Genomic DNA, 12,545 nt, shown 5'->3' with positions numbered 1-12,545 from the left:
CCGCGCCGAAGGCCCCGCCGCGGGACGCGCCGGCGGTCCTTCCCCGGTGCGTTCCGAGCCGTCGCGCCGTCCGCCGCAGGCCCGCAACGCCAGGCAGTCGCCGCACTTCCAGCGCTGACCTTCCGCGGTTGTCGGGCGGCCTACGCCGCCAAGTAACCTGTCGGCATGACCCGCCCCGTCGCACTGATCACCGGACCGACGTCCGGACTGGGTGCGGGATTCGCCCGTCGCTACGCCGTCGACGGCTACGACCTGGTGCTCGTCGCCCGTGACGCGGGCCGCCTCGAACAGCTCGCGTCGGAGTTGCGCGCCGAGGCAGGCTCCACCGTCGAGGTGATCCCGGCCGACCTCGCCGTCGCCGACGACCGCGCCAAGGTCGCCGACCGGCTCGCCGCGGGGGTCCAGGTACTGGTCAACAACGCCGGGTTCGGCACCGCGGGCGAGTTCTGGGCCGCCGACCTCGCGCTGCTGCAGTCCCAGCTGGACGTCAACGTCACCGCGGTGATGCAGCTGACGCACGCGGCGCTGCCGCCCATGCTCGCCGACCACCGCGGCACCGTGATCAACGTCGCCAGCGTCGCGGGACTGCTGCCCGGCCGCGGATCGACGTACTCGGCGTCCAAGGCCTGGGTGATCGCGTTCAGCGAGGGGCTGGCCAACGGCCTCGGCGGCACCGGCGTCGGCGTGCACGCGCTGTGTCCTGGCTTCGTGCGCACCGAATTCCACGCCCGCGCAGGCATCGAGATGGCGGGCACCCCGTCGTTCCTGTGGCTCGAGGTCGACGACGTGGTGCGGGACTGCCTGGTCGGCGTCGCGAAGGACAAGGTACTCATCGTGCCGGGTGCGCAGTACAAGGCGCTCACCACCGGTGGCCGGGTGGTTCCGCGAAATCTGGTGCGCGCCATGACGAAAGTGGTGGGCAAGGGCCGTGGCAGGACCTGACGCCGACCGTGAACACCAGTGCGTAGGCTGATCGCGCTCGTCGCTGCCGTGCTCCTCACCGCGGTGTCCGGTTGCTCCGATGACGCTGCGACCGACGAGAACCACTACGGCGCACAGGCCGCGGCCATCGGCGAGTCGCAGTCGGTGCTGGGCTGGAACCTCTCGGTGGCGAACCTGCGGTTCGACGGCGACTTCGTGCTGGTCGACGTCGACGCCGCCCGCAACGCCGGCGACGCCGCCCCCGCGGACAGCCTGCGCTTCGGTCTCTACGGCGCCCTGTACCACCCGATCGAGGCCAACGCGGTCGGCGGCTGCCGAGACGCCGCGACGCTGGACATCCGGCCTGCCGCGGCCCCGACCCCCGACCGGCTCAGCGGCACCGTCTGTCTGGGCCCGATGCGCGACCAGAGCCAGGTGCGCGGTGTTTACGTCTATTCGCCCAAGGACCGGGTGCCCGGCACCACCGTCGCCTATCCCGCCGCGTTCCCGGTCGGGCTGGTGCCCACCCCCGGCACGGACACCGGGCTGAGCCTGAAGGCCACCAGCGTCGACGCCTTCGACGCCGACGGCGCGCAGATCGCTCCGACCGCCATCGGTGAGCCGGACGCGTTCACCGGCGACGGCTACATGCTGATGGGACTGGATATCACCAGCGTTTCGACCCGCTACCGCGACGACGCCGTGCGGCGCGGCGGCCCGCTGATGGTGGTCGTCGGACCCACGCTCCCGCCGCCGGGACTGAGCTATGCGTGCTCGACTTACGGGTCCTCGGTGCTGGTGCTGCCGGATTCCTCACGGGACGCGGTCGCACTCAACGCGTCGCTGTGCACGCAGGGCAACATGAACGCCGCGCTGCTCTACGCCACGGTCTCGGTGGTCGGTACCCACGCCGCGCTGTGGACCACCCGTGGCTGACTCCGACGCGCCGGGACCCACCGAGTGGCACGCGACGCCCGGGGTCGGGCCGTGGCCCGGGCACGCGCCCACCGACCCGCGCTATGACCCGGACCTGTTGCGCGACGGCGACACCCGCAACGTCGTCGACGCCTACCGGTACTGGACGCGCGACGCGATCGTCGCCGACATCGACCGGCGTCGCCATCCGCTGCACATCGCGATCGAGAACTTCGGCAACGACGCCAACATCGGCGCGGTGGTGCGCACGGCCAACGCGTTCGCCGTCGACACCGTGCACATCGTCGGCCGCCGGCGCTGGAACCGCCGCGGCGCCATGGTGACCGACCGCTACCAGCGGCTGCGCCACCACGACAGCACCGCCGAACTGCTGGCGTTCGCGGCGGACGCCGGCCTGACCGTCGTCGCGGTCGACAACGTCCCGGGCGCGACCCGCCTCGAGCAGGCGACCCTGCCGCGGCACTGCCTGCTGATCTTCGGGCAGGAAGGCCCAGGCATCACCGAGGAGGCGAAAGCCGGTGCGGCGTCAACTGTCTCGATTGCACAGTTCGGTTCGACCCGCAGTATCAACGCCGCCGTGGCCGCCGGCATCGCCATGCACGCCTGGGTCGTCCAGCACGCCGACCTCGGACTGGCCTGGTAGCGGCGCGCTGCGCAGCAACAGCCACACGCCGAGCGCCGACACCAGCATCAGCACCGCGCCGACGCCGGAGGCGAAGGCCAGCCCGGAGGTGAACGCCTCCTGCGCGGCGGTGCGCAGCGCATCACCCTGGCCGGCGGGCAGTGCTTCGGAGACCTGTACCGCGGCGGCCAGCGAGTCCTGGGCGTGCGCGGCCGCGGCCGCCGGAATGCCGGGCGGCACGATGAACCCGCGGTAGACGCCGGTGACGATCGACCCGAGGACGGCGATGCCCAGCGCCATGCCGAGTTCGTAGGCGGTCTCGGACACCGCGGCCGCTGCGCCCGCGCGTTCCTTGGGCACGCTGGCCAGGATGACGTCGCTGGCGACGGTGAAGGCGAGCCCGAGCCCGACGCCGACGATGAACAAGGTCACGCCCAGTTGCGGATACGGCGTGTCGGGGCGGATCAGCGTCAGCGTAGCCATCGCCAGCCCGACCATCGTCAGGCCCGCCGTCAGCACCGCCCGCCGGCTCAGGTACCGCACCGCGACACCGGCCAGCACGCCGAACACCGTGGCCGCCACCGCCGCAGGCACCTCGGCCAGCCCGGCCTGCAGCGGGCCGTACCCCTTCACCAGCTGGAAGAACTGCGAGAGGAAGAACACCAGGCCCGAAAGCCCCAGCACGGAGAGCAGATTCGCGCCGACCACACCGGAGAAGGCGCGGTTGGCGAACAGCCGTACGTCGATCAGCGGGCTGGGCAGCCGCAACTGGCGCCGGACGAACCAGGTCAGCGCCGCGGCGCCGAGCACCGCCGCGACGGCACCGTCGATCCGGAAACCGTGCGCGGCAGTCTCTTTGATGGCGTAGACGACGGCGAGGATGCCCGCCATCGACAGCCCGACCGACGGCAGGTCCCACGGACCGGGGTGGGGATTGCGGTGCTCCGGGAGCAGCAGCACGCCGCCGACCACCAGCAAGACCATCACCGGCACGTTGATCAGAAAGACCGAGCCCCACCAGAAGTGCTCGAGCAGCACACCGCCCAGCACGGGGCCGAGCGCCGCGCCCGCGGAGAACGTCGCCGCCCAGATGCCGACGGCCAGTGAACGTTCGCGGGGTTCGGCGAAGATGGTCCGGATGAGCGCCAGCGTGGCAGGCGCCAGCGTCGCCCCGGCCACACCCTGAAGCGCGCGGCCCGCGATCAGCAGTTCGGCGGTCGGCGCGTAGGCGGTCAGCGCGGAGACGGCGCCGAATCCGATTGCACCGAAGAGCAGCAGTCTGCGCTGCCCGATCCGGTCGCCGAGGCTGCCCATCGTGATGAGGAGGCTGGCCAGGACGAAGGAGTAGATGTCACCGATCCAGAGGATCTCGGTGGCGGTGGCGCCGAGGTCGCGGCTGATGAAGGGGGTGGCCAGCGCCAGCACCGTGCCGTCGATGCCGATCAGCAGCACCGCCAGGGTCAGGATGCCCAGTGCGAACCAGCGGCGGCTCATGGGGTCTTCACTCCGTTCAGCAGTAGTTCGGTGATCATCCGGTTGAAGTCGCGGGCCGGCACCCGGCCCACCTGGCTGGCCCAGCCGTAGCCGGCGACCAGGCTGTAGAGCGCCTCGGTCAGCCACGCGGCGGTGAGGTCGGGACGGAACTCCCCGGCGCGCTGGCCTCGCTCGAACAGCCGGGTCATCTCGGCGTCGACCTCGGCCCAGCCCTCGAGCGAGGCGTCCATGTCGACGTCCTGGCTCTGGCTGTAGAGCAGCGCGAGGTAGGGCGACACCGGTTCGCACGCGGCCACCAGCCTGCGCAGCGCGTCGGTCGCCGAATCCTCATGTAGCCGTGCGGTGTCCAGGGCGCCGCGCATCTCGGCGATGGCGAGGTCGTCGAGCGCGGCGAGCAGCGCCGGCTTGCCGGCGAAGTGCCGGTGCAGTGTGGCGCGGCTGACGCCGACGGCCGCGGCGATCTCGTCCTGGGTGGCGTTGGGCCGTCGTCCGAGGAAGTCCGCGGCCGCCCGCAGCAGGTGTTCACGATCAACGGCCATGAGACGACTATAGCGCGAATGAGACGAATTTGTCTCACGGCATTACGCCGAGCGACCCTCCCGCGGACCGCCCGGTGAGGCAGGATCAATGCCATGGATCAGCTGTGGGCCAATCGCGCGGAGAGCGCCGAAGCCGCGATCACCAAGCGCCATCTCAAACGACTGTGGGGCCTGCCCGGCACCCAGCTCGGGGTGGTGGCCTGGCCGTCGGCGCGGCGCTACTCGTGGTTCGGCACCTGGCACTACTGGTGGCAGGCCCATCTGCTGGACTGCCTCGTCGACGCGCAGGTGCGCGACCCACAACCGGAGCGGCAGGCCCGGATCGCCCGCCAGATCCGGGCACATCGCCTGCGCAACAACGGCTCCTGGGTCAACGACTACTACGACGACATGGCCTGGCTGGCCCTTTCCCTGGAACGGGCCTGCCGGCTGGCCGGCGTGGAGAAGCCGCGGGCGCTCAAGAAACTCGCCGATCAGCTGGTCAACGCCTGGGTGCCCGAGGACGGCGGCGGCATCCCGTGGCGCAAGCAGGACCAGTTCTTCAACGCCCCGGCGAACGGCCCGGCCGCGATCTTCCTGGCGCGCTACGACGACCGGTTGCGCCGCGCCCAGCAGATGGCGGACTGGATCGACGAGGTGCTCATCGACCCCGACAGCCACCTCGTCTTCGACGGCATCAAGGCCGGTTCGCTGGTGCGCGCGCAGTACACCTACTGCCAGGGCGTCGTGCTCGGACTCGAGGTGGAACTCGCGGCACGCACCCAGGACGACGACCACACACCCCGGGTGCACCGGCTCGTCGACGCCGTCCGCGAGCACATGGCGCCCGACGGGGTGCTCAAGGGGGCGGGCGGCGGCGACGGCGGCCTGTTCCACGGCATCCTGGCGCGCTACCTGGCCCTGGTCGCCACCGATCTTCCGCAGCGCACCCCGGAGGACGCCGCCGCCCGCGACACCGCCCGCGATCTGGTGCTGACCTCGGCGCAGGCCGCGTGGGACAACCGGCAGACCGTCGACGGGCTGCCGCTGTTCGGCGCGTTCTGGGAGCGCACCGCCGAGGTTCCGACGCTCGCAGGTAAGGAAGCGGAATTCGTCGAGGGCGCCGTCAACGCCTCCGAGATCCCCGAGCGCGACCTGTCCGTGCAGCTGTCGGGCTGGATGCTGATGGAGGCCGCGCACGCCGTCGCCGAATCGCAGGCCCCCACGCAGTGACGACGGCCTTCCCGAAGATCGTCCGCCTGCTGCCGACCCGGTTCAGCCGGGACCCCAGCACACCGCGATCCACCGAGAACACCGCGGCCGCACTGCTGCTGCTGTTCACCCTGCTGGCCATCGGTTGGGCGAATTCGCCGTGGGCAGAGACCTATTCGGCATTCTGGGACACCGACGTCGGGTTGAGCTTCGGCGAATACCACACCGAGATGTCGGTCAAGCACCTGGTCAACGACGGCCTGATGGCGTTCTTCTTCTTCATCGTCGGCCTCGAGGTCAAGGCCGAGTTCGCGATCGGCGAGCTGACCGACCGATCGCGCGCCGCGGTGCCGGTGGTCGCCGCCGTCGCCGGGCTGATCCTGCCCGCCGTGATCTTCCTGGCCTTCAACCCCTCCGGCGACGACGCCCAGGCCTGGGGTGTGGTGATCTCCACCGACACCGCCTTCCTGGTCGGCGCACTGGCGGTGATCAAGCCGAAATTCCCCGCGCGGCTGCGCATCTTCCTGCTGACCCTTGCGGTGGTCGACGACGTCGGCGCGCTCGGCGCGATCGCGCTGTTCTACACCGACGACCTGCGGGTGACCCCGCTGATCGTCGCCATCGTCCTGATCGGCGCCCTTGCCGGGGTGCGGTTCCTGCCCCGGCTGCGCGGCCCGGCCTACGCCGCACTGGGCTTCGCGCTGTGGATCGCGCTGTACATCGCCCACGTGCACCCCACCCTCGCCGGCGTCGCCGTCGCGCTGCTGATCCCCGTCTTCACGCCGGAACGGCGCCAGGTGGAAGAGACCGTCGACCTGATCCGCGCGTTCCGCCAGTCACCCAACCCCGAGTACGCGCGCGCGGTCACCCGCGGACTGCGCGAGTCGATCTCGATCAACGAGCGCCTGCAGACCGCCGTCGGCCCGTACGTCTCGTTCCTGGTGCTGCCGATATTCGCCCTGGCCAACGCGGGCGTCCGACTGGACGAGACGACCGTCATGGCCGCGCTGCAATCCACCCTGATGTGGGGCATCGTCGCGGGTCTGGTGCTCGGCAAGTTCGTCGGCATCACCGCGGCCACCGCCCTGATGCGGGCCTCCGGCCTCGGCCAGCTCTCGCCGGGGATGTCGCTGCGCCGGGTGGCCGGCGGCGCGCTGCTCTCCGGCATCGGGTTCACCATCTCGCTGTTCATCGTCGACCTCGCGATCGACGACCCGCTGAAGCAGGACGAGGCGCGCGTCGGCGTGCTGATCGCCTCGGTGCTGGCCTTCGTGCTGGGGTGGGCGTTCTTCCGGATCACCGACCTGATCAGTCCTCCGGAGGCGGTCGGCATGAAGCTCGTCCGCCCGATCGACCCCGACCGCGACCACGTCAAGGGACGGCCGGACGCGCCGCTCAGCCTCGTCGAGTACGGCGACTACGAATGCCCGTTCTGCAGCAGGGCCACCGGGGCGATCGACGAGGTGCGGGCACACTTCGGCGACCGGCTCATCTACGTGTGGCGGCACCTGCCGCTGGAGCGGGCACATCCGCGGGCGTTCGACGCCGCCCGTGCTGTCGAGGGAGCCGCCCTGCAGGGCAAGTTCTGGGAGATGGGCCGCGAACTGTTCGCCCACCAGGACGACCTGGAGTGGTCGGACATCTACCGCTACGCGGTCGGCGTCGGCCTCGACATCGAGCGTTTCGACCAGGACGTGCGGGTGCACGCGTCGAAGGTGCTGCACCGGGTGCAGGACGACGCGCAGGACGCCGAGGTGATGGACCTGAACTCCACCCCGACGTTCTTCGTCAACGGCAAGCGGCACAAGGGCCCGTGGGATGCGGCCAGCCTGATCCGCGCGCTGGAAGCCGGCCGCGGAGGCGATGTGACCGAGGCTCCGCGCTGAGCACCCGCCCAGTACCGTGGTCGGCGTGAGGGACGTGTTCGCCGACCTGCTCGCGGTCTGGCGCGACGGCGGCACCGCGGGGGTCGCGACGGTGGTCCGGACGTTCCGCTCGGCGCCGCGCCCGCCCGGCGCGTCGATGGTGGTGGCGCCCGACGGCACGGTCAGCGGTTCGGTGTCGGGCGGCTGCGTCGAGGGCGCGGTGTACGAGCTGGCCGGTGAGGTCGTCGCCGACGGCACGCCGCGGCTGCAGCGCTACGGCGTCAGCGACGACGATGCCTTCGCCGTCGGTCTGACGTGCGGCGGCATCCTGGACGTGTTCGTCGAGGCCGTCTCGCAACACACGTTCCCCGATTTCGACGAGGTGGTCGAGGACATCGAGGACCATCGCCCGGTGGCGACCGCGACCGTCGTCACCCATCCCGACCCGTCGTGGGTGGGACGGCGGCTGGTGGTCCGGCCCGACTCCGCAGACACGCCCGTCACGGGCACCCTCGGGTCGGCCCGAGCGGACGCGGCGGTCACCGACGACGCCCGCGGGCTGCTGGACGCAGGCCGCAGCGAGGTGCTGACCTTCGGACCCGACGGCGAGCGGCGCGGCGCGGGCATGGAGGTGTTCGTCGCCGGCCACGCACCGCGGCCGCGGATGCTGGTGTTCGGGGCGATCGACTTCGCCGCGGCGGTGGCCCGGCAGGGCTCGCTGCTCGGCTACCGCGTCACGGTGTGCGACGCCCGGGCGGTGTTCGCCACTCCCGCGCGCTTCCCGACCGCCGACGACGTGGTGGTCGAGTGGCCGAACCGCTACCTGGCGGCGCAGGCCGAGGCGGGCGCCGTCGACGGCCGCACGGTGATCTGCGTGCTCACCCACGACCCCAAGTTCGACGTGCCGCTGCTCGAGGTGGCGCTGCGGCTGCCGGAGATCGGCTACATCGGCGCGATGGGGTCGCGGCGCACGCACACCGACCGGCTCGACCGGCTGCGGGCGGCCGGTCTCACCGACGCCGAACTGGCACGGCTGGCCAGCCCGATCGGCCTCGACCTCGGCGCACGCACTCCCGAGGAGACCGCTGTGTCGATCGCGGCCGAGATCGTCGCGCGGCGCTGGGGCGGCACCGGGCGTCCGCTCGGCGCCACCGGCGGCCCCATCCATCACGAGCACGACGAGCCCAGCGTCTTGCCTTCATGATCGGCCAGAGACGACACTGAGCGGTATGGAACAGTACCGCCGCGGCGACCTGGTGTTCGACGTCAAGGACGTGGGTCCCCCCGACGGGCCGGTGGTGGTGCTGCTGCACGGCTTCCCGCAGCACAACGACAGCTGGAACGCCGTCATCGCCCGGCTGAGCGCGCAGGGTTTCCGCTGCCTGGCGCCCAATCAGCGCGGCTACTCGCCCGGCGCCCGGCCTCGGCGGCGGCGCGACTACAAGACCACCGAACTGGTCGCCGACGTCGGCGCGCTGATCGACGCCAGTGGTGCGGACAAGGTGCACGTGGTCGGCCACGACTGGGGCGCCGCCGTCGCCTGGGGTGTCGCATCGGAGTACCCCGACCGGCTCGCCACGTTGTCACCGGTGTCGGTGCCGCACCCCGCGGCGTTCCTCAAGTCCATGCCGACCAGCAAGCAGGGTCTGGCGTCCTGGTACATGTACGTCTTCCAGCTGCCGTGGCTGCCGGAGTTCCTGCTCACCCGCAACGGCGGCGCATTCTCGAGGAAGTCGCTGGAGCGCATCGGCCAGACCCGGGAAGCCGCCGAACGCGACACCCGCGCGATGCTCGAGCCGGGCGCGATGACCGCCGGCCTGAACTGGTACCGCGCCATGCCGTTGACCGACCTGCGACGGGCGAGCGGAAAGATCACCGTGCCGACGATGTACGTCTGGAGCGACAACGACGCGGCGCTGCTGCCCAAGGCCGCCTACGAGACCGAGCGGTACGTCGCGGCGGACTACCGCTTTGAGGTGATGCCCGGCGTCTCGCACTGGATTCCCGAGGAGAAGGCCGACGAGCTGTCGGACCTGCTGCTCGAGTGGTTCGCCGCCCACCCGACCACATGACTCGACACCCGTCGAGTTAAGTTGAGCGGGTGACTGATTCCGGTAAGCCCGAGATCGCGTTCCCGTCCCGCATCGGCGTCTGGTGGGCCAGCGAGACGTGGTCGATCACCGACGCTCAGGACGTTGCGCGGGAGATCGAGGCGCTCGGCTACGGCTCGCTGTTCATCCCCGAGGTGACGGGCAAGGAATGCCTGACGCAGTCGGCGGCCTTCCTCTCGGCGACCGACCGCCTGGTGGTGGGCACCGGCATCGCGAACATCCACATCCGGCTGCCGTCCGCCGCCGAGACCGGTGGCCGCACCCTGAACGCGCAGTATCCCCATCGCTTCGTGCTGGGCCTCGGCGTGAGCCACGCGCCGCTCGTCGAACACGGGATGGGCGGAACGTATGCGAAGCCGCTGGCGACGATGCGCGCCTACCTCGACAAGATGGCGGCGGTGTCCGAGGTCATCGAGCCCGGAGTTCCCCGCCCCACCCGCCTGCTGGCCGCGCTCGGCCCCAAGATGATCGAACTCTCGGGCACCCATGCCGACGGGGCGCACCCGTATCTCGTCACACCGGCGCAGACGCAGACCACCCGCGACATCCTCGGGCCGGACAAGTGGATCGTCTCCGAGCAGGCCGTCGCGTTCGGCGGCACCGATGAGGACCAGTTGCAGCGCGCGCACCAGCACCTCGACGTGTACAGCGGGCTGCCGAACTACCGCAACTCGTGGCTACGGCAGGGCTTCGACGAATCCGACCTGGTGCGCGGCGGCTCGGACCGGCTGGCCCGTGGCGTCGTCGGCATGGGCTCGGTTGAGGATGCGGCGGCCTCGGTCACCGCGCACCTGGACGCCGGCGCCGACCACGTCGTGGTGCAGGTGCTCGGGGACAACCCGATGGCCGACCCGCGGCCCGCGCTGCGGGAACTGGCCAAGGCACTTCCGCTGGGCTGAGCCTCTAGTCGTAGATGACGTCGAGCCCCTTGCGCCTCAGATCGGCGAGGCCGTCGCGCATGGACTGCAACTGCTCGGCTGAGTGGCCCACCCAGTCGGTCAGTTCGCCGACGATCTTCACCGGCTCACGGGTGCGGTAGGAGCGGGTCGGATTGCCGGGCAGCTTCTTGTCGGTGACGTTCGGGTCGTCCTCCAGCTCGCCTTCCGGTTCCACGATGTAGATGCGGCACCGGCCTTCACCGGCCGCCATCTCGGCTCCCCACACCGCGGCATCGAGCGTCTGAGTCACGTAGACGTGGTTCATGAGGCGGCCCGCCTGGTAATTCGATTCGCGCCCGGGCACCAGGAGATCGCCCACCGACAGGTCGGCCCTTGTGCCGTGCAGGTACGCACCCGTCGGATGAACCTCGAACGGTTTCGGCGTGTTCGTCACTCTCAACCCCCATAGATCGTTGCTGGCCGGAGGATTGTGCAGCACGAACGGGGCCTTGCGGCAAGCCCCCACCCCTGCCCTAAAGTGAGAGTGGGAAGAGGCGGACCGCCGCGGGCGGAGTGTCCTACTGTGGCTCACCCTCGGGTCGCGCAGTCGTCGACCGGAGACCCGGCGCCACATCGAGGTCGCTGCTGTCGGTCGCCGCCCAGCTGGCCAGGAGCGTGAGGTTGTCGGCCGACTTCGATGCCGGTTCGGCGGTGTAGGCGGTCAGCGAAAGGCCCGCGCCCCCAGGGATGTCCATGACGTCGTAGGCCAGCTCGAGCTCGCCGACGGCCGGGTGGCGGAAGGTCTTGGTGCCGCTGTAATGAGTGCGGACGTTGTGTGTCGCCCAGCGTTGACGGAACTCGTCCGACTGGGTCGACAACTCGCCGACGAGGGCGGACAACGCGGCGTTCCCGGGAGTCCGGCCGGCCTCGGTGCGGAGCAGAGCGACCGCGACGTTGGCCGCGCCGTCCCAGTCGGGGTAGAACTCGCGCGCCGCGGGATTCATGAATGCGAAACGGGCGAGGTTCGGGACCTCGGGTTCAGCGTCGAAGGCTGGTGAGTAGAGCGCCCGGCCGAGCATGTTGGCGGCCAGCAGATCCATGCGGCCGTTCCGCACGATCGAGGCCACCCCGGTCATTCCGTCGAGCACCCGCTGGATGCTGGGACTCAGGCGTGGTCGTTTCACGCTCGCCGTCCGGCTGCGCGGTGAGGCGTTGGCGGCACGGGCCAAGCGGTGCAGGTGCAGCCGTTCGGCCTCGTCCAGCTGCAGGGCGTTGGCGATCGCCTCCAGCACCGTCTCCGACACCCCGGCGAGGTTGCCCCGTTCGAGGCGGTTGTAATAGTCCACGCTCACCCCGGCCAGCGCGGCCACTTCTTCACGGCGCAGCCCGGGTACGCGGCGGGTGCCGTACGACGGCAGGTTGACCCGCTCAGGGGAGATCCTGGCGCGCCGGGTCACGAAGAACTCCCGGATGTCGCTCCTGCTGTCCATGAGCCCAGGGTAGGCAGTCGCCACCCGGTCAGGGGTGCCCTGTCAGTACATGGAACAGCCGAACCTGTTACCGGCCTATGAGAACGGGTTTCGTGGTCACCGGAAGAAGCCGAAGGGCATCACCCGGTAACCGAGGAGCCGAACAAACATGCACCCATCTCGCAGCGACAGCAGCACCCGGCTGCCGCTGTTGGTCTACGTCTTGGCCGCAGGGATCTTCCTCATGGGCACAACCGAATTCATGCTTGCCGGCGTTCTTCACGAGGTGGCCACCGACCTCGGTGTGAGCGTCGCGAAGGCAGGACTGCTCATCACCGCGTTCGCGGTCGGCATGATCGTCGGACCACCGGTCATGGCGCTGGCCACGCTGCGGTTGCCTGCGCGCGCCACCCTGGTCGGCGCGCTGACGGTGTTCGCCGCCGGGCATGCGGTGGCAGCGCTCAGCGAGTCCTTCGCCGTGCTGACCGTGGCGCGCGTCATCACCGCGCTGGCCACCGG

General features: G+C 70.6%; 13 protein-coding genes. 9 read left to right on the top strand and 4 right to left on the bottom strand.

The window, feature by feature from the left end; genetic code table 11:
• Window positions 1-165 precede the first annotated feature (165 nt).
• The 3 genes from Q2100_RS19155 to Q2100_RS19145 are packed head-to-tail and all read left to right on the top strand — an operon-like array spanning window position 166 to window position 2,500.
• Window positions 166-942, top strand: a complete 777-nt coding sequence (locus Q2100_RS19155; RefSeq protein WP_302915333.1) for an SDR family NAD(P)-dependent oxidoreductase — start codon at window positions 166-168, stop codon at window positions 940-942.
• An 18-nt stretch (window positions 943-960) separates the two neighbouring features.
• Complete coding sequence (locus Q2100_RS19150; protein ID WP_302915332.1) at window positions 961-1,857, top strand: hypothetical protein; 897 nt, start codon at window positions 961-963, stop codon at window positions 1,855-1,857.
• Window positions 1,850-2,500, top strand: a complete 651-nt coding sequence (locus tag Q2100_RS19145) for a TrmH family RNA methyltransferase (RefSeq protein ID WP_302915331.1) — start codon at window positions 1,850-1,852, stop codon at window positions 2,498-2,500. The genes Q2100_RS19150 and Q2100_RS19145 overlap by 8 nt, the downstream gene beginning before the upstream one ends.
• On the opposite strand, the gene Q2100_RS19140 is transcribed toward Q2100_RS19145, so the two are convergent.
• Complete coding sequence (locus Q2100_RS19140) at window positions 2,384-3,973, bottom strand: MFS transporter (protein ID WP_302915330.1); 1,590 nt, start codon at window positions 3,971-3,973, stop codon at window positions 2,384-2,386. The two genes, Q2100_RS19145 and Q2100_RS19140, sit on opposite strands and share 117 nt — an antisense overlap.
• Window positions 3,970-4,512: a TetR/AcrR family transcriptional regulator gene (locus Q2100_RS19135; protein WP_302915329.1), complete on the bottom strand. Its 543-nt coding sequence runs from the start codon at window positions 4,510-4,512 to the stop codon at window positions 3,970-3,972. Before Q2100_RS19135 ends, Q2100_RS19140 begins: the two co-directional genes overlap by 4 nt.
• Before the next feature lie 93 nt (window positions 4,513-4,605).
• Between Q2100_RS19135 and Q2100_RS19130 the strand changes: the two genes are divergently transcribed.
• The 5 genes from Q2100_RS19130 to Q2100_RS19110 are packed head-to-tail and all read left to right on the top strand — an operon-like array spanning window position 4,606 to window position 10,578.
• Complete coding sequence (locus tag Q2100_RS19130; RefSeq protein WP_302915328.1) at window positions 4,606-5,724, top strand: glycoside hydrolase family 76 protein; 1,119 nt, start codon at window positions 4,606-4,608, stop codon at window positions 5,722-5,724.
• Window positions 5,721-7,589, top strand: coding sequence for a Na+/H+ antiporter NhaA (nhaA, locus tag Q2100_RS19125; protein ID WP_302915327.1), 1,869 nt, complete (start codon window positions 5,721-5,723; stop codon window positions 7,587-7,589). The genes Q2100_RS19130 and nhaA overlap by 4 nt, the downstream gene beginning before the upstream one ends.
• A gap of 25 nt (window positions 7,590-7,614) precedes the next feature.
• Window positions 7,615-8,772 carry an XdhC family protein gene (locus Q2100_RS19120; RefSeq protein ID WP_302915326.1) on the top strand — a complete coding sequence of 386 codons (1,158 nt, stop codon included), beginning with the start codon at window positions 7,615-7,617 and terminating at the stop codon, window positions 8,770-8,772.
• A 25-nt stretch (window positions 8,773-8,797) separates the two neighbouring features.
• Window positions 8,798-9,640 (top strand): alpha/beta fold hydrolase, encoded by an 843-nt coding sequence (locus Q2100_RS19115; RefSeq protein ID WP_302915325.1) that lies wholly within the window; start codon window positions 8,798-8,800, stop codon window positions 9,638-9,640.
• A gap of 29 nt (window positions 9,641-9,669) precedes the next feature.
• Window positions 9,670-10,578, top strand: coding sequence for an LLM class F420-dependent oxidoreductase (locus Q2100_RS19110; RefSeq protein WP_302915324.1), 909 nt, complete (start codon window positions 9,670-9,672; stop codon window positions 10,576-10,578).
• Between the two features lie 4 nt (window positions 10,579-10,582).
• Here Q2100_RS19110 and arr read toward each other — a convergent pair whose 3' ends face one another.
• Both arr and Q2100_RS19100 read right to left on the bottom strand, forming a co-directional pair.
• Entirely contained in the window at window positions 10,583-11,011 is a 429-nt protein-coding gene (gene arr, locus Q2100_RS19105) for an NAD(+)--rifampin ADP-ribosyltransferase (protein ID WP_302915323.1), read from the bottom strand.
• 124 nt (window positions 11,012-11,135) lie between these two features.
• Complete coding sequence (locus tag Q2100_RS19100; protein ID WP_302915322.1) at window positions 11,136-12,047, bottom strand: helix-turn-helix transcriptional regulator; 912 nt, start codon at window positions 12,045-12,047, stop codon at window positions 11,136-11,138.
• 148 nt (window positions 12,048-12,195) lie between these two features.
• Here Q2100_RS19100 and Q2100_RS19095 point away from each other — a divergent pair.
• Window positions 12,196-12,545: MFS transporter (locus Q2100_RS19095; RefSeq protein ID WP_302915321.1), on the top strand; the 350-nt coding region annotated here is incomplete at its 3' end.

It is taken from the genome of Mycolicibacterium arseniciresistens (genome assembly GCF_030519285.1).
Taxonomy (GTDB): Bacteria; Actinomycetota; Actinomycetes; order Mycobacteriales; family Mycobacteriaceae; genus Mycobacterium; species Mycobacterium arseniciresistens.
The sequence above is the reverse complement of the archived record's forward strand: the minus strand, read 5'-3'. Positions and strand labels throughout refer to the sequence as shown.